This window comes from Streptomyces malaysiense (assembly GCF_000980885.2).
GTDB lineage: Bacteria > Actinomycetota > Actinomycetes > Streptomycetales > Streptomycetaceae > Streptomyces > Streptomyces malaysiense.
In genome coordinates this window covers 39,300-63,554 of record NZ_LBDA02000032.1, presented here as the reverse complement: position 1 = coordinate 63,554, position 24,255 = coordinate 39,300, and the positions used below count along the sequence as shown (strand labels likewise).

Annotated in this window: 18 protein-coding genes; 16 read left to right on the top strand and 2 right to left on the bottom strand. The window is 73.0% G+C overall.

Annotation, left to right across the window (positions count from 1 at the left end):
- Nucleotides 1–591: 591 nt before the first annotated feature.
- The 6 genes from VT52_RS14405 (at nucleotide 592) to VT52_RS14380 (ending at nucleotide 10,487) form a co-directional block, all read left to right on the top strand.
- On the top strand, nucleotides 592–3,993 hold the full coding sequence (locus VT52_RS14405; RefSeq protein ID WP_046426922.1) for a non-ribosomal peptide synthetase: 3,402 nt from the start codon (nucleotides 592–594) through the stop codon (nucleotides 3,991–3,993).
- Between the two features lie 60 nt (nucleotides 3,994–4,053).
- Complete coding sequence (locus VT52_RS14400; RefSeq protein ID WP_053055689.1) at nucleotides 4,054–4,887, top strand: alpha/beta fold hydrolase; 834 nt, start codon at nucleotides 4,054–4,056, stop codon at nucleotides 4,885–4,887.
- The gene (locus VT52_RS14395) at nucleotides 4,868–5,401 is read left to right on the top strand and encodes a hypothetical protein (protein ID WP_046426920.1); all 534 of its coding nucleotides are present in this window, start codon (nucleotides 4,868–4,870) and stop codon (nucleotides 5,399–5,401) included. Before VT52_RS14400 ends, VT52_RS14395 begins: the two co-directional genes overlap by 20 nt.
- Nucleotides 5,370–7,430 (top strand): S9 family peptidase, encoded by a 2,061-nt coding sequence (locus VT52_RS14390; protein WP_338059190.1) that lies wholly within the window; start codon nucleotides 5,370–5,372, stop codon nucleotides 7,428–7,430. The genes VT52_RS14395 and VT52_RS14390 overlap by 32 nt, the downstream gene beginning before the upstream one ends.
- Nucleotides 7,431–7,436: 6 nt before the next feature.
- Nucleotides 7,437–8,150, top strand: coding sequence for a thioesterase II family protein (locus tag VT52_RS14385; RefSeq protein WP_046426916.1), 714 nt, complete (start codon nucleotides 7,437–7,439; stop codon nucleotides 8,148–8,150).
- A gap of 63 nt (nucleotides 8,151–8,213) precedes the next feature.
- Nucleotides 8,214–10,487, top strand: a complete 2,274-nt coding sequence (locus VT52_RS14380) for a non-ribosomal peptide synthetase (RefSeq protein ID WP_053055688.1) — start codon at nucleotides 8,214–8,216, stop codon at nucleotides 10,485–10,487.
- A gap of 472 nt (nucleotides 10,488–10,959) precedes the next feature.
- Here the strand turns inward: VT52_RS14380 and VT52_RS14375 are convergent, their stop codons facing one another.
- The gene (locus VT52_RS14375; RefSeq protein ID WP_046426913.1) at nucleotides 10,960–12,402 is read right to left on the bottom strand and encodes an aminopeptidase P family protein; all 1,443 of its coding nucleotides are present in this window, start codon (nucleotides 12,400–12,402) and stop codon (nucleotides 10,960–10,962) included.
- A 339-nt stretch (nucleotides 12,403–12,741) separates the two neighbouring features.
- On the opposite strand from VT52_RS14375, the gene VT52_RS14370 reads away from it, so the two are divergent.
- The 7 genes from VT52_RS14370 to VT52_RS14340 all read left to right on the top strand — a co-directional run bounded on the left by VT52_RS14370 (nucleotide 12,742) and on the right by VT52_RS14340 (nucleotide 20,124).
- The gene (locus tag VT52_RS14370; protein WP_046426911.1) at nucleotides 12,742–13,995 is read left to right on the top strand and encodes an MFS transporter; all 1,254 of its coding nucleotides are present in this window, start codon (nucleotides 12,742–12,744) and stop codon (nucleotides 13,993–13,995) included.
- Between the two features lie 62 nt (nucleotides 13,996–14,057).
- The gene (locus VT52_RS14365; RefSeq protein WP_240509759.1) at nucleotides 14,058–14,879 is read left to right on the top strand and encodes a cupin-like domain-containing protein; all 822 of its coding nucleotides are present in this window, start codon (nucleotides 14,058–14,060) and stop codon (nucleotides 14,877–14,879) included.
- On the top strand, nucleotides 14,876–16,150 hold the full coding sequence (locus tag VT52_RS14360) for an 8-amino-7-oxononanoate synthase family protein (RefSeq protein WP_046426910.1): 1,275 nt from the start codon (nucleotides 14,876–14,878) through the stop codon (nucleotides 16,148–16,150). Before VT52_RS14365 ends, VT52_RS14360 begins: the two co-directional genes overlap by 4 nt.
- Complete coding sequence (locus VT52_RS14355) at nucleotides 16,147–17,247, top strand: HpcH/HpaI aldolase/citrate lyase family protein (protein ID WP_240509756.1); 1,101 nt, start codon at nucleotides 16,147–16,149, stop codon at nucleotides 17,245–17,247. Before VT52_RS14360 ends, VT52_RS14355 begins: the two co-directional genes overlap by 4 nt.
- A complete protein-coding gene (locus tag VT52_RS14350) occupies nucleotides 17,244–18,164 on the top strand; it encodes an acetaldehyde dehydrogenase (acetylating) (protein WP_046423268.1) in 921 nt (306 codons plus the stop codon). Before VT52_RS14355 ends, VT52_RS14350 begins: the two co-directional genes overlap by 4 nt.
- Nucleotides 18,161–19,171 (top strand): 4-hydroxy-2-oxovalerate aldolase, encoded by a 1,011-nt coding sequence (dmpG, locus tag VT52_RS14345; RefSeq protein ID WP_046423266.1) that lies wholly within the window; start codon nucleotides 18,161–18,163, stop codon nucleotides 19,169–19,171. The genes VT52_RS14350 and dmpG overlap by 4 nt, the downstream gene beginning before the upstream one ends.
- The gene (locus VT52_RS14340; RefSeq protein WP_046423263.1) at nucleotides 19,168–20,124 is read left to right on the top strand and encodes an ornithine cyclodeaminase family protein; all 957 of its coding nucleotides are present in this window, start codon (nucleotides 19,168–19,170) and stop codon (nucleotides 20,122–20,124) included. The genes dmpG and VT52_RS14340 overlap by 4 nt, the downstream gene beginning before the upstream one ends.
- A 17-nt stretch (nucleotides 20,125–20,141) precedes the next feature.
- Here the strand turns inward: VT52_RS14340 and VT52_RS14335 are convergent, their stop codons facing one another.
- Nucleotides 20,142–20,633, bottom strand: coding sequence for a MaoC family dehydratase (locus VT52_RS14335; protein ID WP_046423260.1), 492 nt, complete (start codon nucleotides 20,631–20,633; stop codon nucleotides 20,142–20,144).
- 117 nt (nucleotides 20,634–20,750) lie between these two features.
- Here VT52_RS14335 and VT52_RS14330 point away from each other — a divergent pair, with 117 nt between their 5' ends.
- The 3 genes from VT52_RS14330 (at nucleotide 20,751) to VT52_RS14320 (ending at nucleotide 24,133) form a co-directional block, all read left to right on the top strand.
- Entirely contained in the window at nucleotides 20,751–22,112 is a 1,362-nt protein-coding gene (locus VT52_RS14330; RefSeq protein WP_046423257.1) for a hypothetical protein, read from the top strand.
- 75 nt (nucleotides 22,113–22,187) lie between these two features.
- A complete protein-coding gene (locus VT52_RS14325; protein WP_046423255.1) occupies nucleotides 22,188–23,540 on the top strand; it encodes a cation:proton antiporter in 1,353 nt (450 codons plus the stop codon).
- Nucleotides 23,537–24,133 carry a histidine phosphatase family protein gene (locus VT52_RS14320; RefSeq protein WP_046423253.1) on the top strand — a complete coding sequence of 199 codons (597 nt, stop codon included), beginning with the start codon at nucleotides 23,537–23,539 and terminating at the stop codon, nucleotides 24,131–24,133. Before VT52_RS14325 ends, VT52_RS14320 begins: the two co-directional genes overlap by 4 nt.
- Nucleotides 24,134–24,255 lie beyond the last annotated feature (122 nt).

Below are 24,255 nucleotides of genomic sequence, written 5' to 3'. Positions count from 1 at the left end.
CCGAGCCATGGAGCGCTAATTCGGGCTCACCCGTCGCCCTACGCAGAAAGATGGTGACTCGTTCTCCCGGCAGACGCTTCGGCGCGAGACGCAGCCAACGGTCCGTCGTGGTGGCGGGGACGGGTGCGGGAGTAGCGGCGACAATGTCGTCCCAGGAGCCAGGAATGCCCGGCTCCACTTCGATCGCTAACGCGGCTTTCGTCGTTTCTGGCTCATCAGGATGCCGAACATGAGGCATGAGTAGATCCCCCGTCGCGCACAGATCTGTCACAGACACCGGCCCGAATGATCGATGCAGTCAAACACACCGCCGAGAGCGAGGCAAGAGGATCTTCGGCGAATCACACACTCGCGGAGATGTCCCGATTTCCCGTTATGTCGACTTCGCCTCGGACGGAAGTCACCTCGGGCTATTGACTCGGCGGCTGTTGACTCCCCGCAACGGTCCGTGATTAGCTCCCGGACCATCTGCCACTAATCTCCTCTTACCTCCGCCGGTACGGCCTGCCCTCGTGCGTGCGGCCACTCGGGATTTGTCAAAACATTTATTCCTGCCCACTTGAGCATCTGAACGCCCTAAGGAGTAGCAGGATGGCTCACCTCCTTGAGGAACTCGCGCTTTCGGTACTCCCCGGGGAGGCGGACACGGCCGCGCTCACCGAACTGAGCTTTGTGCGGCTGGGCGGTGACTCGCTGCGGGCGATGCACCTGGTCTCGCTCGCCGCGGAGCGGCTCGGCGTCGCCGTTCCCCTCGGGCGACTGCTGGCGGACGAGCCGTTGCGCGCCGTCCTCGACGAGGCGGAGCCGGCGTCGGGGCCGAGACCCGTAACGCGCCGTCCCGCTCCCGAGCCGGTCGGCTCCGAGGGCCAGTTGTCGCACGCGCAGCAGGGCATGTGGCTCACCGAGCGGGCGGTCGGCGGCTCGCCGTACAACCTGGTCTTCGTCGCCTTCGCCGAGGGACCGCTGCGACGGGACCTGCTCGCCGGGGCGGTGGCCTCGGTGGGGCGCCGGCACGAGAACCTGCGCACCCGCTTCGTGGAGGTGGACGGCCGGGTCGACCGGCAGGTGGACGACGAATTCACCGTGCCGGTCGAGGAGTTGGCCTACGACGCGGAGAGCGACGGCGACTTCGGGCCCTTCGTGCGAGCGGCGGCGACCCGGGAGGGCCGGGTGGTCTTCGGCCTCGCCGACGCTCCCCCGGTGCGCTTCCTCCACGCGTCCGACGCGAACGCCCGGCACGCCGTCGTCCTGATCGCCCATCACCTGCTGCTCGACGGCTGGTCGGTCGGCCTGCTGCTGCGGGAGCTCTTCGACGCCTACGACCACCCGGGCCGTCCGCTCGCGCCCGCGCCCGGTTTCCAGTGTCTGCTGGACCACCAGGAGGAGCTGTCCGGCAGCGGAGCCTGGGACCGGGAGGGCGCGTTCTGGGAAGGTCATCTCGGCGGCGCGCCCGCCGTGCTGGAGCTGCCGAGCGATCTGCGGCGTCCCGCGCTCCAGGATCCGTCGGGCACCCGTACCCCCTTCGACCTCGGCGCCGAGACCTCGGCCGGGATCACCGCACGCGCCCGGGAGTGCGGTGTCACCCCCTTCGCCCTCCTGCTCGGTGGCTACGCCCTCGCCCTCGGCCGCCACACCGGCGCCCGCCGGCTGCTGATCGGCGTGCCTCTGGCGGGGCGCACCACCCCCGAGCTGCGCGAGCTGGTCGCGGTGACGGGCAATCTGGTGCCGGTCAGGATCGACATCGACGACGACCGCGGCATCGGCGACTACCTGCGCGCGGTGCAGCGCTCCCTGGCGCTCAGCCTGGAACACGGCTCGCTGCCCATCGACGCACTGGTGACCCGGCTGGGCATGGGCGGCAGCACCAGCCGCCATCCGCTGGTGCAGTTCTGCTTCGGCATGCACGACCAGCTGGTGCCCAGGCACCTCACCACCCGGGAGCTGGCCGTCCGGATCGAGGAACTGCACGGCGGAGGCTCGCAGTTCGACGCGACCCTGTTCGTGAGCGACAGCGATCCGTCGTTCGCGGGCAGCCTGGAGTACGCGACCGCGGCTCTGCTCCCGGCGGAGGCGGAGGCGTTCCTCTCCGGCTTCGCGGAGGCCGTCGTACGGCTGGCGCTCGATCCGGCGCAGGAGGTCCTCGAAGACGTACGGGCGGTGTCCGCGTCGCAACGCGCCCGGCTCGACCGGCTGAACCGGACCGAGCAGCCCTGTCCGGCGCTCACGGTCGAGGAGTTGTTCCTGGACCAGGTCGAACGCCGGCCGTCCGCGACAGCCGTACGCGAGGGTGAACAGTCGCTCACCTACGCGGAGTTGGCCGCCGAGGCGGCACGGCAGGCCGCGCGGCTGCACGAGGCCGGGGTCCGGCCCGGGGACACCGTGGTGATTGCCGTCGAACGGTCGGTCGCCGAGATCGTGGCCGTCCTGGGCGCCCTGTGGGCCGGGGCCTCCTATCTGGGGATGGACCCCGCCCTGCCCGCGAGCCGCGTCGACCAGATGCTCGACCGTGTCAAGCCCGCGGCCATGGTGGCCCGGCCGGGCACCGGCGCGGGGCGGCTGGGCGAGATCGGACTGCCGCTGGTGGCGCCCTGGCCGGCCGGCACCGGCGCGGGTGTCCTACGGCCGACCGGTGAGGGAGATCCCGGACGGGTCGCGTATCTCGCGTTCACCTCGGGCTCCACCGGAACGCCCAAGGGGGTGCGGGTGCCGCACCGGGCGGTCACCCGGCTGGTGCACGACGCCGGCTACCTCCGGCTCGGTCCCGGTGAGCGGATGCTCCGCCTCGCGCCGCTCGGCTTCGACGCGTCGACCCTGGAGATCTGGGGCCCGCTGCTGTCCGGCGCGGCGATCGAGGTCCTGCCCGCCGGACTGCCCACGCCGGCCGGGATCGGCGGCTTCCTGCAGCGGCGCGGGGTGACGGTGTGCTGGCTGACCTCGGGCCTGTTCCGGCTGGTGGCGGACTTCGCCCCGGACGGGTTCACCGGCGTGCGGCACGTGCTGACCGGCGGGGACGTGGTGCCGGCCCGCCAGGTGGCCGCCCTGCTCGAACGCCACCCGCATCTGCTCGTCACCAACGGGTACGGCCCGACGGAGAACACCACCTTCTCCACCGTGCACACCGTCGGCCGCGCCGAGGACGTCGAGGACCCGCTGCCGATCGGCGTCCCGGTACCCCGGTCGCGGGCGCACATCCTGGACGAGCGGGGCCGGCTGCTGCCGCCCGGCGCCGCGGGCGAACTGTACGTCGCCGGGGACGGGCTCGCCCTGGACTACGCGGGCGACCCCGCCGGGACCGCGGAGCGGTTCGCGCACTTCTCCGTGGACGTACCCGAACGCCTGTACAGAACAGGGGACTTGGTCCGGCTGGACGCGCGGGACCGGGTACGGTTTCTCGGCCGGGTGGACGACCAGGTCAAGATCCGCGGCTTCCGGATCGAACCCGGCGAGATCGCGGCCGCGCTGCGCGAGCACCCCGGGCTGCGGGACGCCGCCGTGGTGGTCGACGACGACGGTGGCGTCAGCAAGCGGCTGCTCGCCGTCTGCGTCCCCTCGGACACCGCCTCGGCCCCCTCGACCGCCGAACTCGCCGCGTTCCTCGACCAGCGGCTGCCCGCGTACATGGTGCCGGGGCTGTGGGCGGTCGTGGACGAAATCCCGGTGACCGCCAACGGCAAGACCGACCGCGCCCGGCTCGCCGGACTGGGCCGGGTGCCCGACGCCGGGCCCGCCGTCCCGGCCGGACAGGACGAACGGCGGCCCGCGGTGGCCCGCTTCCTGTGCCAGGTCCTGGAGCGGGACGAGGTGGGCGACGACGACAACTTCTTCGACGTGGGCGGCAACTCGACCCGAGCGGTGCGTCTGGTCGGGCTGCTCAGAAGGGAGTTGGGCGTCGAGCTGGGACTGCGGGACTTCCTGCGCGCTCCGACCCTGTCCGGCCTGCTGCGCACCCTCGCCCGGAACTCCGGTCCGGCGCCCGGTCCGGCCGCCGTGTGACCGGCCGCGCGCCCGTGTGCCGTACCGCCCCCTCCTTCCAGCCCCAGGGAGTTCGCCGCCGTGCCACTTGCCAGGATCAACGGAACGGATCTCTCGTACGCGGTCGACGGCGACCGGGGCGCCCCGGTGCTCCATGTCGCCGGATCCGGTCAGTCCTCGGTCGTCTGGGAGATGCAGACCGTGCCCGCGCTGCTGGCGGCCGGCTACCGCACCGTCGTCTTCGACAACCGGGGCATGCCGCCCTCCGCGGTGCCTCCCGCCCCGTACAAGATGGAGGACCTGGTCGCGGACACCGTCGGCCTGATGGAGCACCTCGGCCTGGGCCCCTTTCATATGATCGGGTCGTCGCTCGGCGGCCTCGTCGCCCAGGCGGTGGCCCTGCGCAGACCCGATCTGGTCCGCTCCGTCACCTTCCTCCAGGGCTGCGGCGACCTCTCCCCCGCCGCCGTACCGGTCCTCGAAGCCACGGCCGAGCTGTACGCGCTGGACGCCCCGCCCCCGGCCGCGCTGCGCTGGCTGGCGGCGGACGGCCTGGTCCCGCCGACGCGGTGGCACGACGCGGGCGCGGTGGCCGAGGCGCGGGAACTGACCGCCGAGATCATCGCGGGTCCGGCCGGTGCCGGGGTGGTCGGGCAGACCGCGGCGACCCTGGAATGGGCCCGCGAGGATCATCTGACCGAACTCGCCGGTCTGTCCGTTCCGGCCCTGGTGGTCGCCTCCGAATGGGACCGCATGTTCCCGCCGGCGCTGCTCCGGCGCGCCGTCGAGACCGTTCCGGACGCGCGCTACCTGGAGATCGGCGGCGCGGCGCACGTGCCGACCGGCCACTCCGCCGGGATCGCCGCCGCGATCCTGGACTTCCTGAAGGAGATCGGTGAACCCTCAGCAGACTGAGTCCGCGCCCGCTCCGGGGGCCGGCCCCCTCGCCCTCGCCTTCCACAAGTTCGCCCTCTTCGCCTCGATGTCCGCCCAGGCAAACCCGGGCATCGCCCCCTGTGTGCCGGCGGTCGGCGAGGTGGAGGAGACACTCGGCGCGGCGCTCGCCCGGCGCGAGATCGCCGTGCTCGCGGTGAGCGCGGGCGACGTGCTCCGCGCGGACGCGGCGGGCCTCGGCGGCCACCGGCGCTTCCCCGGCGCCTACGTCGGACCGGCCTGCCCCGAGTTGGACGGGGTGCCCGCCGCCCGGCTGATCGGCTCGCTTTCCGGCCTGATCGTCCCGCACGGCGCCGTCCTCCTCGCGGGGCCGGAGCGATGCGGGGAGATCCGGGAACTGCTCGCTTCCTGCGGGCTGCACGACAGCGACGACCCCCGGGCGGGCACCCATCTGCTGGCGCGGAAGAAGGACGTCTGCTGCCACGATCGCGACCAGGAATTCCATGACCGCAGCGCCATCTGGTTCGAAGGCTGACTTCGCGACCGCCGACGAAGGGTTCACCATGATCAGCCCCCCGCGCCCGGCCCCCTACGGGACCTGGTCCTCCCCCGTCACCGAGAAGGCGGCCGCCTCGCACCCCGGCCGGGCCGAATGGCTCGGTTGCGTGGGGGACGAGGTGTGGTGGACCGAACTGCGGCCGGGCGAGGGCGGCCGGCAGGCCCTGCTGTGCCTGCGCGACGGCGAGCGGCACGACGTGCTCCCCGCGCCCTGGAACGTCCGCAACAGCGTGCACGAGTACGGCGGCCGGCCCTGGACCGGCCACGAGCGCACCGCCCGGGGCCCGCTCGTGGTGTTCACGCACCACTCCGATCAGCGACTGTACGCGTACGCCCCGGAGGAGGACGCGGCGCCCCGCGCGCTGACGCCCCCGGCGGCGGGCGAGGGGCGCCGGCTGCGCTGGTGCGCACCGCGGGTCGCACCCGCCGGCGACGAGGTCTGGTGCGTGCTGGAGGAGCACACGGGACCGCGGCCGGGCGACGTCCGGCGCGTCCTGGCCGCCGTGCCCCTGGACGGATCGGCCGCCGGGGATCGCGGCAGGATCAGGGAACTGACCGGCGACGGGCCGCGGTTCCTCACCTCGGTGGTGCTGTCGCCGGACGGCGAGCGGGCCGCCTGGCTGTCGTGGGACCACCCGGACATGCCGTGGGACGCGACGCGGTTGCACCTCGCGCGGATCGGCGCCGACGGTGACCTGCACGGGCAGCGGACGCTGACGCTCGTCCCGGACGGGGAGGAGGGTACGGCCCCGGCGCGCGAGTCCGTCGCCCAGGTCGAGTGGTACTCCCCCGGCGAACTGATCGTCACCAGCGACCGCAGCGGCTGGTGGAACCTGTACCGCGTGGACGCCGAGACCGGGCACGCGACCGCTCTGCACCCCGCGCGCGAGGAGTTCGCCGGGGCGATGTGGCAGGTCGGCATGGAATGGTTCCGGGTGCTGCCCGACGGCCGGATCGCCGTCCTGCACGGACACGGCCGGCTCGCCCTCGGCATCCTCGATCCGGCGACGGGCGCGCTGACGGACGTCGCGGGCCCCTGGACCGAGTGGGCGCCGACCCTGGCGGTGCGCGGGGACCGCGTCGTCGGGGTGGCGGCGGGACCGGCGTCCGGCTACGAGATCGTGGAGACCTCGGCCGGTACCCGGGCCGCGCGGGCGATCGCCGGCTCGCGGGGCGACTCGCTCGACCCGGACTACTGCCCGCTGCCCGAGCCGCGCACCTTCGAGGGCGCCGACGGACGCGACATCCAGGCGTGCCTCTACCGCCCCCGCAACCCTCGTTTCACCGGACCGGCGGGCGAGAGGACGCCGTTCGTGGTGTGGGTGCACGGCGGCCCGACCGCCCGGACGCCGAAGGCACTCGATCCGCAGATCGCCTACTTCGCCTCACGGGGCATCGGTGTCGTGGCCGTCGACCACAGCGGCTCCACCGGGTACGGCCGCGCCTATCGGGAACGGCTCCGGGACCAGTGGGGGGTCGGCGACGTGCGGGACTGCGCGGACGTCGTCGCGGCGCTCGTCGCGGAGGGTGTCGCCGACCCGGCGCGGGTGGCGATCCGCGGCGGCAGCGCCGGGGGCTGGACCGCCGCGGCGTCCCTCACCTCCCCGCAGGCCGGGGGCCGCTACGCGTGTGCGGCGATCCACTTCCCGCTGCTCGACGCGGCGGCCACGGTCACCGGCGGGACACACGACTTCGAATCGCGGTACGTGGAGGGGCTGATCGGCCGCCCGGACGAGGTGCCGGAACGCTTCGCCGAGCGCTCCCCCATCCATCACGCCGAACGCGTCACCACGCCGTTCGCGCTCTTCCACGGGGCCGAGGACCCGGTCTGCCCCGCGGACCAGTGCGACCGGTTCCTGGCCCGTCTGAAGAACCCGGACCTGGTGCACACCCATCTCCTTTTCGCGGGCGAGGGACATGGATTCCGCCGCGAGGAGAACATCATCGCCGCGCTGAAAGCCGAATTGCGGCTCTACTTGGACACGTTCAGCCCTTCGGAAGGTTGATCACGCATGGACGGTTCCCGTTCGGAGATCCTGCTCTGCTTTCCGGCGGCCGGCGGCGGCCCCAGTTTCTTCGCGCCCTGGATCGGCGCCTCGTCCGTCTTCGACGTGGTGCCGGTCGATCTCCCGGGAAAGGAGAAGCTGCTCTTCGAAGACCCCGTCGACAGCATTCCGGGGCTCGCCCGCGCCGTGCTTCCCGCCGTGCGCGCGGCGGTGGCCGGGCGGCGCCGGATCACCCTCTTCGGGCACTGCTTCGGCGCGATCGTCGCCCACGAGCTGGCCCGGCTCCTGGAACTCGACGACCCGACGGTGGAGTCGGTCCTCTTCGCCAGCGGCTCCGCCGCACCCGGCGAGATCCCCTGGAGCCGTGCGGCCGGTCTGCCCGACGAGGACCTCCTGCACCAGGTCGGCCTGAACGCCGGGAAGTCGGGGGCCATCCCCGAGGACCCCGAGCTGCGCGAGCTGATCCTGCCCGCCCTGCGCGCGGACGTGCGGGCGCACGAGTCGTACGAGCCTGCCGCGGGTCCCCTCGGCTCGTGCTCCGTCGTCACCGTGCGCGGCGGGCACGACGCGCTGGTGAGCGCCGAAGCGACGGTCCGCTGGCGGGACTTCACGGCGTCCCGGTTCGGCGGCTTCGAACTGCCCGGCGGTCACATGTATCTGACCGAGCAGTGGGGCCCGCTGATGGCCCGCATGGAGAAGGAACTCGGCGGCAGCGCCTGATCCAGGCAGCGCGGCCCCGCCGCGCGGACGACACGAGCCGGAAGACGTTGGGAGTTGGAGCGGATGCGTGCACAGCAGTCGTCGAACGCCGGGGCCGGCGCCCCCGTCGATCCGGCGCGGGACCTACTGGCGGCCGCCGTGCTCGCGGTCTCCCGGTTCGCCGGACAGCGGGACGTCGAGGTCCGGGTGAGCCTCGGCGACTACCAGGCGGTGGACGTCCGGGCGGCGGAGGGGACCACCGCCGCCGGGTACCGGGAGGCGCTGCTGCGGCACTACGAGAAGGTCACGGCACCGGCGGGCGCCGACGTCCCCGCCCGGCTGCTGGTGGAGGCCGCGGGGGACGACGCGGCCTGCCCGTCCCTCGTGGTGACGCGGGAACCCGAGGGCGGCCGGACGGCGGTGAGCGCGGGTCCGGGTGCCGTACCGCAGTGGCTGACGCAGCGGCTGGGCGCCGGCGTGAGCCGGCTGCGGGAGTTGCTCACCCACCCGGCCTGGCAGCACCGGACACTCGCGGAGATGCCTCTCCAGACGCCGGACGACGAGCGGGAGTCCGTCGCGCTGGGCCGGGGTGCGGAGCTTTCCACGGATCTCCCCGAGGGCATCCACGCCGCGTTCGGCGCGCAGGCCCGGCGCGCTCCCGACGCCGTGGCGGTGACGGACGCCGGCTCGCACATCCGCTACCGGGAACTGGACGCGTGGGCCGACGAGATCGGTGGCCGGCTGCGGGCGGCCGGTGCGGTGCGGGGCAGCCGGGTGGGCGTGCTGCTCGACCGCTCGGCGGCGACGGTCGCCGCGCTGCTGGCCGTCCTGAGGACCGGCGCGGCGTACGTCCCGATCGACTCGCAAGTGCCGGACGAGCGGCTGGCGTTCATGGCGGCGGACTGCGGCCTCGCGCTCGTCGTCACCGAGGACTCAGGGCGGGCGGCGCGCCTCGGCCTGCGCGCCGTCACCGCCCGGCGGCTCGGGGACGCCCCGGCGCCCGTGCCGGACCCGGTGACCGGCGGTGCCGGGGACCCCGCGTACGTCATCTTCACCTCCGGCTCGACCGGCCGGCCCAAGGGCGTCGAGGTCGCGCACCGGAGCGTGCTCAGCCTGGTGGCGGCGACCACCCCGTCCTTCGGGTTCGGCACCGGGGACGTGTGGACCTGGTTCCACTCCGCGGCGTTCGACTTCTCCGTGTGGGAGATCTGGGGCTGCCTGCTCACGGGCGGGCGACTCGTCGTCGTACCCGAGTCCGTACGGCGCGCACCCGACGAGTTCCGCGCGCTGCTGGCCGAGCAGCGGGTGACGGTGCTGAACCAGACGCCCTCCAGTTTCCTGCGACTGGTGGAGCTGGAACACCGGGAACGCACCGAACTCCCTCTGCGCCTGGTGGTGTTCGGGGGCGAGACCCTCGACACGGCGGCCCTGGGGCACTGGCTCGCGGTGCATCCGGCCGACCGGTGCCGGCTGGTGAACATGTACGGCATCACCGAGACGACCGTGCATGTGACGGCGCAGGAGATCTCCGGGGAGTCGGTGGCCGCCGCGTCCCGGTCGGTGGGGCCCGCGCTGCCCGGCTGGTCGGTGCGGGTGGTCGACGCCCGCCAACGCCCCCTGCCCCCCGGCGCGTCGGGGGAGATCGCGGTGGGCGGGGCGGGGGTCGCCCTCGGCTACGTCGAGCGCGCGGAGCTGACCGCGCGGCGCTTCGTCGCCGATCCGGTGAGCGGGGAGCGGATCTATCTCAGCGGGGACCGGGGCCGGATGCTGCCGGACGGGTCCCTGGAGCACCTGGGCCGTCTCGACCAGCAGGTCAAACTCCGCGGCCACCGGATCGAGCTGGGGGAGATCCGGGCCGTACTGCTGGCCAGGCCGGAGGTGCTCGCCGCGGCGGTGGTGGTCGGCCGGCCCGTGCCGGAGGACCCCGCCTTCGACCGGCTGGACGCCTACGTCGTGCCCGCCCCGGACGCGGGCCCCTGGGACGCCGAGGAGATCCGGCGGGGGCTGGCCGCGACCCTGCCCGACTACATGCGCCCGGCCACGCTCACCCCGTTACCCGCGATGCCGCTCACCGCCAACGGGAAGCTCGACGTGACGGCCCTGCCCGCCCCCCGGCACGGACGCACCGAGGGTCCGGTGGACGACGCCCAGGCCCTGGTGCTGGACTGCTGGGACAGGGCGACGGGGCTGGCCGCGGGCCTGGACGACAACTTCTTCGACCTCGGCGGCAACTCCCTCCTCGCCGCCCGCCTCGTCACCGCCCTCCGCGACTGTGGCCTCCCCGCGGCCCGCCTCGCCGACATCTACCGCCATCAGACGCCACGCTCGCTGGCGGCCCACTATGCGCACTCCGGCTGAGGCCGCGGGGGCGTCGCCGCCGGGGCGGGACGCGGGCCATGGCGACCGGCCGGCCGCGGGCGCGGGCCCCGGCGGGCGGGCGGTGCGCGGCACGAGCCGCGACGACCGGCCCGTCGGGGGTACGGGGCGCGGGGGTCCGCCGGGGTGCCGCGCACGGCCGGAGGGCCGGAGGGCGCGGGGTGCGCCCGCCGGATGTTCGGCCCCCGGTGCCCGACCGCTGAACGGCCCGCGCCCCGGCCCGGCGGACCCCCGCGACCGGCCGCCGGGCCGGCCCGGTCCCGATCGCACGGTTCCCGCCGGCCCGCCGGCACATCGCGCCCGGTCTGCGGCCCGGCCGGGGCCATGGACCCGCGCCCTCGCCCGGCAGACGCCCGGCGCCCGAGGGCCGGGGCGCCGCCGGTCCTCGGGACCGGCGGCCCGCACCCGCCCCGTCAGTTCCCGGCGCGGGCGGGGGCCCGCCGCGTCCCCCGGGTCAGTGCCCGAGCCCCGCCATCCAGGCCTCGACCTCCTCCGAGCGGCGGGGAAGGGAGACGGAGAGGTTCTCGTTGCCCGATTCCGTGACGAGGATGTCGTCCTCGATGCGGACGCCGATGCCCCGGTACTCCTCCGGCACGGTCAGGTCGTCGGCCTGGAAGTAGAGGCCCGGTTCGACGGTGAGCACCATGCCGGGCTCCAGCGTGCCCTCGACGTACGTCTCGGTGCGGGCCGCGGCGCAGTCGTGCACGTCGATGCCGAGCATGTGGCCCGTGCCGTGCATCGTCCAGCGGCGCTGGAGGCCGAGTTCCAGGACCTTGTCCACCGACAGGTCGCCCAGCAGGCCCCAGGAGACCAGGTGTTCGGCGAGCACACGCTGTGCCTCCAGGTGGTACTCGCGGTACCCGGCACCGGGCCGGACCACCGCGATACCGGCCTCCTGGGCCTGGTACACCGCGTCGTAGATCTTGCGCTGGAGCGGTGTGAAGCGGCCGCTGACCGGCAGGGTCCGGGTGATGTCGGCCGTGTAGAGGTCCCGCGTCTCCACGCCGGCGTCGAGCAGCAGCAGGTCACCGGGGCGGACCGGGCCGTCGTTGCGCACCCAGTGGATGGTGGTCGCGTGCGGGCCGGAGGCGCAGATCGAGGCGTAGCCGACGTCGTTGCCCTCGACGCGGGCACGCAGGAAGAACGTGCCCTCGATGTAGCGCTCCGACGTGGCCTGGGCGCGGTCCAGGACCCGTACGACGTCCTCGAAGCCGCGCGCGGTCGCCTCGCAGGCGAAGCGCAGGTCGGCGATCTCGAAGTCGTCCTTGATCAGGCGCATCTCGGAGAGGAACACCCGCAGTTCCTCGTCGCGTTCGGCGGTCACCTTGTCGGTGAGGGCGTCCTCGACCACCGTGTCGTGGCCACGCAGCACCCGCACCGTCCCGGTGCTCTCGCGCAGCGCGTCCGGCAGGGTGCGGACGTCCGCGCAGGGCAGGCCGAGGAGTCGGGCGTTCTCGGCGAGGCTGTTGCGGCGGCCGTCCCACAGTTCACCGCGGGCGGAGAGCCAGAACTCCCCGTTCTCCCGGTCGGACCGGGGCAGCAGATACGCGGTCTCCGTGTGGCCGCCGTCCTCGCGCGGTTCCAGGACCAGCACGCCGTTCTCGGTCTGGTCGCCGGTGAGGTAGGCGTAGTCGGAGGAAGGCCGGAAGCGGTAGTAGGTGTCGTTGGCCCGGACCTTGAGCCGGCCGGCCGGGATCACCAGGCGCTCGCCGGGGAAGCGGGCGGAGAGCGCGGCGCGGCGGCGGGCGGTGTGGGCGGCCTGCGGTATCGGCTCCAGGTCGTCGCGCTCGGTGTCGTCCCAGCCCGCGTTCATGTTCGCGGCGAGTTCGTCGCTGATCCTGCGGTCGAGGCCGTTCTTCCGCTGTTCGACTGGTGCGCGGGACGTCCGCTCGGTCACGTTTTCCTCCTGCGTCGATTCGGTCGGGACCGCCCGTTCACCTGCGGCCGACCGTCATCGTATGGGGAAATAAATCACCGTCGCACAGGAAGTCCGGAACAGCCGGATCCGCGTCCCGGAACCGGAGCCATATTTCCCAACTCGGGCCACGAACATAAGCCGTTGACACCCCGTGGTGATCACCCTACTATCACCACGGCACGGCAGCGGGCGGGGGCGCACCAGATCGGCACGGTCGGCGGGGAAGCTTTTAGTTTCCCGACATGTGGCGGAACCGAGTTTCCTGCCCGAATTTGCCAGATCTTTCTACATGGCCTATTCCATGCCGACAGGAGTGCTGTGTCCGCAGCGGTTTCGGGGTCGCATTCGGGGTTCGGTTCCTATCTGAGACTGCTGAGGTCACCCGGCGCCGCGCCACTGGCCCTGTGGGGCGTGGTCGGCCGGGCCCCGATCGCGATGCGCTCCATCAGCATCCTGATGCTCATCTCCGCGATGACCGGCTCGATGACCGAGGCGGGCACGGTGGCGGCCGCCATGCTGCTGGCCCAGGGCGTGGTCAGCCCGATGCTCGGGCGCACCGCCGACCGGGTCAGCCAGCGCCGGGTGCTGCTGACCGCCGGTGTCACGCACGTCGGAGGCATGACGCTGCTGCTCCTCGCGATCACGCTGAAGGCACCGCTGGTGGTGATGATCCTGGCGGCGGTGGCCACCGGCTGCACCTCGGTGTCGTTCACCTCGTTCATGCGGGCGCGCTGGGCGGCGATGGTCGAGGCGGACGTGCTGCGCACGGCGTACGCCATGGAGTCCGTCCTGGACGACACGATCTTCCTGCTCGGCCCGCTCGTGGTCACCGTCCTGGCGTCGGCCGTGCACCCGGCCGCCGGGCTGGTCGCCTGCGGGTTGCTGACGCTGGCCGGGTCCGTGGCCGTCGCCCTGCACCGGCGCTCCGAGCCGGCCCCGCAGGGGGCGACGGGACGTGCCACCGGGCGCGCCATCAAGGTGCCCGGCGTGTGGATCCTGATGCTCTGCTACGCCGGGATGGGCTTCCAGTTCGGCGCGGTCGACGTCACGATGATCGCGTTCGCCCAGGAGCGGCACGCGGCGGGACTCGGCGGGGTGTTCCTGGCCCTGATCTCGGTGGGCAGCCTGATCGCGGGCGCCGTCTACGGCGCCGTCAACTGGCGGCTGTCCCAGGCCCGTCTGCTGACGGTCACGTGCGGCGTGCTCACGCTCGGGGTGCTTCCCCTCGCCTTCGCCACCTCCTCCCTCGCGATGGGCTTCCTCGCCGTCCTCGCGGGGGTCGCGATCTCGCCGGGGCTGATCGCGGGCAGCACGCTTCTCGAATCGGTCTGCCCCAAGGGCGCGCTGTCCGAGGGATTCTCGTGGCTCACCAGTGCCGGTGCCCTCAGTATCGCCACCGGCACCGCGGCGGGCGGCCGGCTGGCCGACTCCTTCGGATCTGCCTCTGGGGCCTGGGCGGGCGTCGGCGGCGGCCTCTTCGCCCTGGCGCTGGCCGTGCTGGGGCAGCCGGCCCTGCGCGCCGGGCGGCCCGCGGTGGAGCCCGCCGCGGAATGGGCGGTGCAGGAACAATGAGCGGAGAGGGAAGAGTTGTGGACGCAAGCGAGCCTGACCCGGTGAAGAGCGGCCTCGGCGGTCTGCCCGTACCCCGGCTGTCGTTCGAGGAGTTCATGGCCTTCGGGCGGGACGCCCTGATCCGTGCGGACGTCCCCGTCGTCATCACCCTGCCCGGGGGCACCGAGGGCATGGGCAAGGAGGGCGTGGCGGAGCTGCTCGGAGAGCTGCCGGTGACCCTTTTCACCGAGCCCAGCGACAAGAAGAACCCCGAGCGCTGGACCACCAGGGAGATCCGGCTGGCCGAGTTCTTCGCCGACGACGCGTACCAGAACGACGCGAGCACCTGGAACCGCGTCGTGTCCAACATCCGCGACCGGCCCTCGGACGTCAACGCGATCCTCGGCTTCGACGCCGGGAAGCTGTTCGACTACCGGCGGGCACTCAACGCGGCCAACCTGTGGATCAGCCACCGCGGGGTCTTCACCCAGAGCCACTTCGACGAGCTGGAGAACTTCAACGTCGCCCTGGAGGGCCGCAAACGGTTCGTCATGGCACCGCCGGGCTCGCGCGCGTACTACCCGCGCTCGCTGAAGAAGGGGTTCGGCGACAAGTCCCGGGTCTTCGACTTCGACGACGTGGACCGGACGCGCTACCCGAGGATCGCGGCGAAGCTCGCCCGGCGTCGTGAAGTGGTCCTGGAGCCGGGGCAGATGCTCTATCTGCCGCTGGGCTGGTGGCACCAGGCGGAGTCGCTGGACGCGATGAACATCAACGTGAACTTCTGGCTGCGCGACCCCAAGATCCTGCGCCGGCCGTACGTGCTCGGGGTGGCGGTCTACACAGCGGTCTTCCGCAAGCTCAAGGGCGTCTACAACTACGAACCGGCACAGGCGGCGTCATGACGGAGCGCATCACCATCACCCCCACCCACCGGTACCGCAACAACGACAAGCTCATCGGCATCGGCAACGAGTTCTGGGACATGTCGGAGCGCAACGGTCTGGCCGGCATCGTGGCCGACCTGGACTCCGGGGTGCTGCGGACCACCGCCGGACACGACTTCGTCGCGGACGGACACGAGTTCGTCAACTTCAGCTGCTGCTCCTACCTCGACCTGGACTCCCATCCGAAGGTGATCGAGGGCGGCCTCGAAGCGATGCGCCGCTACGGCGTCCTGGACCACTGCATCGCCCGCAGCCGGGTGCAGATCCCCGCGATGCTGGAGCTGGAGGACTCCCTCGGCGAGCTGTTCGGCGCGCACGTGGTGTGCTCCATCGCGGCCAGCACGGCCACCTTCGGGCTGCTGCCGCTGATCGCCTCCGGCCATCTCGGCGACGGCACACGGCCGTTGATGGTCTTCGACAAGAACGCCCATGTCTCGATGTCGAACCTCAAGCCCGTGTGCGCCGACGAGACCGAGGTCGTCACCTCGCCCCACCACGACCTCGACTTCATCGAGGACGCGTGCAGGAAGTACGCGCGCGTCGCCTACGTCTGCGACGGCAGCGACAGCCTGGGCGGCTACGCGCCGGTCAAGGAACTGGCCGAACTCCAGGACAGGTACGGCCTGCTGGTCTACTACGACGACTCCCACTCGCTGTCGGCCTACGGCGAGCGCGGCGTCGGCTACGTCCGCACGCACAGCCCGGTGCTGGACGAACGCACCATCGTGGTGGTCACCCTGAACAAGGCGTTCGGCACCAGTGGCGCGGCCATCGTGCTCGACGGGTACGAGAAGGAGACGCTGCGGATCATCGAGCGCTTCGGCGGCGCCCTGAACTACTCGCAGTTGCTGAACACGGCCGCGGTGGGCGCGGGCCTCGCCTCGGCCGAGATCCACCGCACACCCGAACTGAGCACGCTCCAGTCCCGGTTGTACCGCAACATCGAGCTCTTCGACTCCCTGGTGCACACCGCGCAGACCGGCAGCACCTACCCGATCCGGCTGGTGCCGATGAGCGACGAGACGGTCATCGAGGCCGGGCGGCGGGTCTTCGAGGCCGGGTTCTACGTCTCCCCGGTGTTCTTCCCGATCGTCGCCCGCGGCACGGCGGGCCTGCGGGTGATGATGCGCGCGGGCCAGACCGAGGAGCAGATCCGGGGGCTGTGCGCGGTCCTCACCGAGGTCGGCGCCTGCCCCGCGATACCCGCGCCCGGGGAGGCGGCACTGTGACGGACGCCACCCGGGCGCTGCCGCGCAGCATCCTGTACACGCCCGCGCTCTCTCTGGACCGGGTCGTCAAGGCGTGGTCGTACGACGCCGATGTGCATCTGATCGACCTGGAGGACGCCGTTCCGCCGCCCGGCAGGCCGGCGGCGCGCGAGGTGTGCCGAAGGGCACTGGGAAAGGCGCCGGTCCCGGCCAACACCGCGGTGCGGATCAATCCGCTGGGCACCCTGGACGCCGTACGCGACCTGCTGATGCTCGCCGAGTCCCCGGTCCGCCCCGGCATCGTCGTGATGACCATGGTGGACTCATCCGTCGAGGTGAGGCTGCTGCGGGACACCCTCGCCACGGCCGGGGCGCACCCGGAGATCTACGTGACGCTGGAGACCCCGGCCGGCGTCCGCGCCGTGGACGGCATCGCCGAGGCCGCCGACGGGCTGATCCTCGGCTCGGCCGATCTGGCCGCGACCCTGGGCGTCGAGATCACCTGGGCCGGGCTCCTCGCCGTCCGTCAGGCGATGGCCCTCGCCTGCGCGCGGTACGGGACCGCCTGTGTCGACACCGCCAATTTCCGGCTCGACGCGCCCGAGGTGCTGGCCGAGGAGATCGAGCGGGTGCGGGAGCTGGGCTTCCACGGCAAGGTGGCGGTGCATCCGAGCGAACTCGCGGCGATCAACCGGGCGTTGCGGCCCGACATGGCGGAACTGCGCCGCGCGCGCCGGGTCACCGAGGCGGTCCGGGCCGCGGACGGCGGTGTGGCGCTGCTGGACGGCGCCATGGTCGGCCCGCCGTTCGCCCGCCGGGCGCGGATGACGGTGGAGCGCGGGGACGCGTGGCACGCGCGGTTCGCGCCGACGGGCGCGCGGACGGCGGGTCCGCGGGCGGCGGCCCCGGAGACCGTCCCCAGGGGAACCGCGGACCCGGGAGCCACGGACCCGGGAGCCACGGACCCGGGAGCCACGGACCCGGGAGCCACGGACCCGGGAGCGACCGATACAGGTCCGGGGCACGTGGGTGCGGCCGGTGCGGGTGCGGCGGGTGCGGGTACGGGTGCGGCGGGTTCGGCCGGTCCCCGGGTATCGGACTCGGAGGCCGCGCGGTGATCGTCACCGACGACAGCGCCGTGCACACCGTCCCGGGCATCTCCGTCGCCGTCATCGGCACCGGATCCATCGGGCAGGACCTGGTCTCCAAGATCCGCCGTTCGCCCGTGCTGGACTGCACGCTCGTGGCCGGGCGCGACCCGGAGTCGGCGGGGCTGCGCCGCGCCGCCGGGCTGGGCTGTCCGACCAGCGCGGACGGGATCGGCGCGGTCCTCGCCGCGCCCCGCCCCTTCGACGTCGTCTTCGACGCCACCAACGCGCGGGCGCACGCCGAACACCGGCGGCTGCTGCGGTCGTTCGACACGCTGCTGATCGATCTGACGCCGAGCAAGATCGGGCAGATGGTGGTGCCGACCGTGACCGGTGTGCACGCGCCGCCCGAGGGCGACGTCAGCCTGATCAGCTGTGGCGGCCAGGCGTCGGTCCCGGTCGCGCACGCCCTCGCCGACCGCTTCGACGTGCGGTACCTCGAAGTCGTCTCGACCGTCGCCAGCAGCGTCGCGGGCCGGGCCACCCGGCTCAACCTGGACGAGTACGTCGCGACGACCCAGCAGGCGCTCACCGCGTTCACCGGCGTGGGCGGCACCAAGGCGATCCTCAACATCAGCCCGGCCGTGCCCCCGGCGACCTTCCGTACCACCGTGCACGCGGTGGCGCCCGGGGCCGATGCCGGGACGGTACGGGCCGTGGTGGACGAGGCGGCCGCGCGGGTGCGGGAGTTCGCGCCCGGTTACCGCGTCCGTACCTGCGACGTGCGCGGCGAACTGGTCGTCGTCACCCTCGAAGTGACCGCCGACAGCGAGGTGCTGCCCGCCTACGCGGGCAACCTGGACATCATCGACGCGGCCGCGGTCCTGGTCGCCGAACAGCACGCGGTCCGGCTCGCCCCGGCCGCCCGGCGGGGGGTGAGCCGATGACCGCCGTGGTTATCCACGACCCCACCCTGCGCGACGGCCAGCACGCGGTGCGCCATCAGCTCGGCACGGACGCGCTGCGCGGCTACGCGGCCGCCGCCGACGCCGCGGGGGTACCGGTGGTGGAGGTGGGGCACGGCAACGGGCTCGGCGCCTCGTCCGTCCAGGTCGGCCGCGCCGCCGTACCGGACGACCTGATGCTGTCCACCGTGCGGGAGGCCCTGCGGCACAGCCGGATGGGGGTGTTCCTGCTCCCCGGCTGGGGCACCTCCGACGATCTGCGCAGGGCCCTGAGGCAGGGCGCGGACGTGGTGCGGATCGGCGTGCACTGCACCGAGGGCTCGCTGGCCGAACGCCATCTGGGCTTCCTCGCCGAGCAGGGCGCCGAGGCCCACTGCGTGCTCATGATGAGCCATATGGCCTCCCCCGCCGAACTCGCCGAGAACGCGGCCCGCGCCGTCGGCTACGGGGCCCGCGCGGTCGGCATCATGGACTCCGCCGGGCACTTCCTGCCGGACGACGTCAGCGAGCGTATCGGTGCCATCCGGGCCGCCGTCGACGTGCCGGTGATCTTCCACGGACACGACAACCTCGGCATGGCCGTGGCCAACTCGGTCGCGGCCGCGCGGGCGGGCGCCGGGATCATCGACGGCTGTGCGCGCGGCTTCGGGGCGGGCGCCGGCAACACCCAACTGGAGGTGCTGGTACCGGTGCTGGAGCGCACCGGGTTCACCACCGGCATCGATCTGTACGCGCTGCTGGACGCCGCCGAGTTCGCCGAGCGCGCCCTCATGCCGGCGCCTCCGGTGACCGGTTCGCTGAGCATCGTCAGCGGTCTCGCCGGGGTCTTCTCCGGCTTCAGGCACCAGGTCCTCGAACAGGCGCGGCGGGCGGGCGTCGACCCCCGGGACGTGTTCTTCGAACTCGGCAGGCGGCAGGCCATCGCCGGGCAGGAGGACATGATCGGGGACGTGGTCGCGGAGCTGAGCGCGCGGGGACCGGCCGCGTGAGCGGGCCGGTGTTCATCGGGCCCGGGGACATGGGGGGCACCGAGCGGCTGCTGCGGGTGGTCGACGCGCTCGCCGAGGCCTTCGCCGACCTGTCCGCCGGGCGTACGGCCTCTCCCCCGCGCACGATCGTCCCGCACGAGCGCGGCGGGGAACTGCTCGCGGCGGCCTCGGTGTGGGAGCGGCACGGCGTGGGCAGCGTCAAGATCACCACGCTGACGCCGGGGAATCCGGAGCGCGGCCTGCCGCTGATCCACGGGGTCGTCGCGGTCACCGATCTGGCGACCGGCCGGATCACCGCCCTGCTGGACGGCGCCGAGCTGACCGCCGTCCGCACCGGTGCGGTCGCCGCGCTGGCCACCCGGCTGTGCGCCCCCGAGGATGCCGCCGACCTGGCCGTGCTGGGTGCCGGGGTGCAGGCGCGGGCCCTGGTGCGGGCCGTGTCCGCGGTGCGGCCGCCGCGCACGGTCCGGGTGTTCTCCCGTACCCGCGAACGCACGATGGAGTTCGCGCGGTGGGTGCGGGACGCCTCGGACGGCGGGCTCCGGGTGACCGTGTGCGACACCGCGGAGGAGGCAGTCACCGACGCCTCCGTGATCTGCACGACGACGTCGACCGGCGCGCGCGAACCGCTGGTCGAGGCCGGCTGGGTGGCCCCGGGCGCGCACCTCAACGTGATCGGCGGCACCCATGAGGACGCCCTGGAGGTCGATCCGGCGCTGCTCGCCGACGCACTCGTCGTGGTGGAGGAACGGCGGGCCGCGTGCGAGGAGGCCGGGGAGGTGCGGGCCGCGCTGGCCGGCGGCCTGATCGCCCCGGGGGCCCTGCGCGAGCTGGGCGAGCTGGTCGGCTCCACGGCCGCGGCCGGCGGCCGTACCTCGGTGTTCCGCGGGGTGGGTCTGGCCATCGAGGACACCGCGGCCGCGGCCGCCCTGTGCGCGGGCGCGGCACCATGACGTGCGGGGCGGTGGCGTCAGGCCGTGTGGCGGCAGCGGACCATGAAGGACCGCTCGAAGACGATGACGGTCTCCCCGGTGGACTTGTGTCCGGTCGTCTCGACCGTGACGATCCCCTGTCCGGGCCGGGACCTGGACAGCCGCTTGTCCAGGACGCGGCTCGTCGCGTACAGGGTGTCGCCGACGTACACCGGGTCCTTCAGCCGGATCCGGTCCCAGCCGAGGTTGGCCACCGCCCGCGCGGACAGCGCCTGTACGGTCATGCCGCTGATCAGGCAGATGGTGATGCCGCTGTTCACCAGCACCCTGCCGTACTCGGCGCCTTCGCCGTAGGCCTTGTCGAAGTGCAGCGGGTGCTGGTTCATCGTCAGCAGCGTCAGCCAGGTGTTGTCCGACTCGGTGATGGTGCGGCCGGGCCAGTGTCTGATCACCATCCCCGGCTCGAAGTCCTCGTAGTCGCCTCCGTGTTCCTCGACGTACTCGTTGTCGCCCACCCGACGCAGTGTCATACGGCTGTCTCCCGTGTGCGTTTACGGACCGCGGACGCCGGACTCGCGGCGGCGCCGCGCACACCTTAGCGGTGCGCAGCGCCTCGTGATCAGAGAGAGGGAAAGAGAGGAAGACGGATGACCGTGCTCCTGGAGGCGGACCCCTCGCCGGTGACGGGCCACCCGTGGTTCGGCCGGCACCGGCTGGCGCCCGCGGCCGGTGCGGCGACGCTCCGCGACATGCTGCGGCACGAGATACGGGACACGGGCTACTGGTACCAGACGCATCTGCCGGCCGCCCCGATCGCGCTGCCGACCGCGTCCTACGCCGAGTTGTTCCGCGTCTCGCGGGCCCTGCTCGACCTGGTGCGGCGCGCCGCCCTGGAGAGCGCGGCCACCACGGAGGGGCGGCTGGCCGCGTACCGCATGCCGCCCGGGGAGCGCCGGCTGTTCCTCGCCGACCAGTTCACCGAGGAGCGGTACGCGGACTGCGTGGCCCGTCCCGACATCGTGATCGGACCGGACGGACCGCGGTTCCTGGAGTTCAACGTCAGCGGCGCGCTGGGCGGCCCGGTGGAGTTCCACTGCCGGATGGCGGTCTGGCGGCGGCTGTACACCGACGCCGGGGGGCGGCTGCCGTTCGGCTGCCAGGACCCGTTCACCGTACGCGCCGAGATGTTCCGGCAGCTCTGCGCCGAGTCCGGGCTGCCGCCCCGGGTGGCGATGGTGGGCAGCGCCCGCGACCAGGGCGGCCTCACCCGGTACTTCGATCTCCAGGTCGACCACTTCAACAGTCATGGCCTGATCGCGCGCTTCTTCGAGCCCGAGGATCTGCACGAGGCCTGGGACTGCCCGCCCCGGCTGCGGTACGGGCTGGGGCTCCGGGACTTCACCATCGCGGACTGGGCCGAACTCGGCATCGACACCGCGCCGGTCGGGGCCGCGCTGGACAACGGCTGCCTCCTGGTCGGCACCCAGACCTCCACCTTCCTGTCCAGCAAGCTGACCATGGGCCTGCTGTCGGAGGGCCGCCCGTGGATGAGCGCCGCCGAGCGCGCCCTCGTCGACACCTATCTGCCGTGGACCCGCGTCCTGTCCCACCGGTGGACGACGCGGGGTGAACGCGAGGTCGACCTGGTGGAGTTCACCGTCTCGCACCGGGAGTCGCTGGTGCTCAAGGAGAGCATCGGCATGAGCGGCCGGCAGGTCCTCATCGGCCGGGAGACGGACCAGGGCGCATGGGCGGCGGCGGTGGCGGCGGCCGCGGAGACCGGTACCAGTGTGGTGCAGGAGTTCGTGGCGCCGCGCACCTGCCGGCTGGCGGTGGTGGCGGACGGGGTGGACGAGCCGTACGACACCGAGGTGGCCCCGGTGTTCGGGCCGCTGCTGTTCGGCGGCCGCCCAGCCGGCCTGTTCGCGCGGTTCTTCGGCGACGGAAGGGAGGGAATCGTCAGTGTCGCGGGCGCGGGCTGCTCCGACGACTGTGTGGTCTCCGTCTAGGCACGACCGGCCGAGCAGAAGGGACACCCGTGGTATCCGCACTGGTCCGCACAGCCCCGGAAGGGAGGAGGAGCCGTGTCCCTCGAAGCCGCTGAGGTCGCCCATCTCCTCCTCGCGCTGATCGTCCTGCTCACCGCCGCGCATGCCGGCGGCCATCTGTTCGCGCGGATGCGCCAGCCCCAGGTCATCGGTGAGATCGCGGGGGGCCTGGTGCTCGGCCCGACGGTCCTCGGCGAGTTCGCGCCGGGCGTCCGGCACTGGCTGTTCCCGTCCGGGGGCGCCACCGGGTCCGTGCTGGGCGCCTTCTACCAGCTCGGCATGCTGCTGCTGGTGTACCTGACCGGCGCCGAGTTGCGCGCCCGCCGCGAGTCCCGGGGCCGGCGCACCATCACGTATGCCGCGGTCTCCGGTCTCGCCCTGCCGTTCGCCTCCGGGCTGGCCGTCGCCTCCGCCGTGCACACCGGCGATCTGGCCGGACCCAACGGCTCGCCCGCCGCCCTCGCGCTCGTGTTCGGCATGGCCGTCGCGGTCACCAGCGTGCCCGTCATCTCCCGCATCATGCTGGACCTCGGCATCCTGCGGACCCTGTTCGCGCGGATCGTGCTTGCCGTGGCCGTCGTCGAGGACATCCTGCTCTACGTCGTCCTCGCCGTCGTCCTCGGCATGGCGCAGGCCCGCGGTGCCGACGCCTACGGGCTGTGGGCGTCGTACGGCTCGGGCGAACTGGTACCCACCGTCGCCTACTTCACCGTGGCACCGCTGCTGTTCCTCACGCTGTCCCGGTGGCTCGGCCCGAGGCTCTTCGTACGGCTGTCCCGGTCACGGGCCAACGTCCTGGAGCGGCGCAGCCCGCTCGCGTTCCGCCTGGTCGTCGTCTTCCTGCTGTGCGCGGCCTGCGCGGGGCTCGGCATCGACCCGATCTTCGGCGCGCTGGTTGCGGGCATGTGCGTGGCGGGTGCGCCGGGAGCGGCGGCGGAACGGTCCCAGGAGACGCTGCGCCAGGTCTCGCTCGGCTTCTTCGTGCCGGTCTACTTCGCGATCGTCGGCGTCAAGCTCGACCTGGTGCGCCACTTCGACCCGGTGTTCTTCTGCTGGTTCCTGGCACTGGCCTGCCTGGTGAAGTCGGCCAGCGTCTGGCTCGGGGCCCGGCTGGCGGGAGAGTCCTCGGCGGCGGCCAGGAACCTCGCGGTCGCGATGAACGCGCGCGGCGGTCCGGGCATCGTGCTCGCCTCCGTCGCGTTCGGCGCGCACGTCATCAACGAGGAGTTCTTCACCTCGCTGGTGCTGCTGTCCATCGTGACCAGCCAGTTCGCCGGGTTCTGGCTCGGCCGGACCGTGGCCGCGGGCAAACCCCTCATGCCGGGCTCTCCCGGCGAGAGGGCAGGCTCCGAGGCCGACCGGGAACCGCTCGTGGAGGACGTCCGGTGAAGATCTGCCTGGTACGACACGGTCAGGCGCAGGTGGCCCCGGGGCGCCGCCGGGACAGCTCGCTCAGCCCGCTCGGGCACACCCAGGCCGGGCATCTGGCGAAGTGGCTCGCGGACGGCGCGCGGCTCGACGGCGACACGGCACTGACCGTGGGCAGCGTGGTGACCAGCCCGCTGACGCCGGCCCGCGAGACGGCCGAGTACGTGTGTGAACCGCTGGGGCTCGCGGCCCGGGTCCAGCACACCCTCATGGCGGCCGACTTTCCCCTCGCACCCGAACTTCCGTCCTCCGCAGCGCCGTTCACCAGACGGCGCGGCAGGCTCCTGTCCGAGCGCTATCTGGACTTCCGCGCCCAGGCGCGCACGGCTCTGGTCGAACTGACGCGGTGCGCGCGGGAGTCGGGGCAGCCGGTGCTCGCGGTGGCGGACGGCGGGCTGATCGCCACGGTCGTCCGGGCCGCCGCGGAGTCCGACGCCTTCTGCCTCAAGCCCTACCACTGCGGGATCACCGCGCTCGAATGGTCCCACGGCCACTGGCGGCTGTCCCACGTCAACCTCTGGGACCACCTGCCGGTGCCACTGCGCACCAGCTGACCGCCCCGGCGCGGCGGCTCCGCCGCCGGCCCTGATCGGCGGAGCGCCGTGTCACGTGGTTCCGGGACCGGCAGATCGGGACTTATCTCCATCCGGGTCGCGCGCCTAGCGTTGGTCTCACC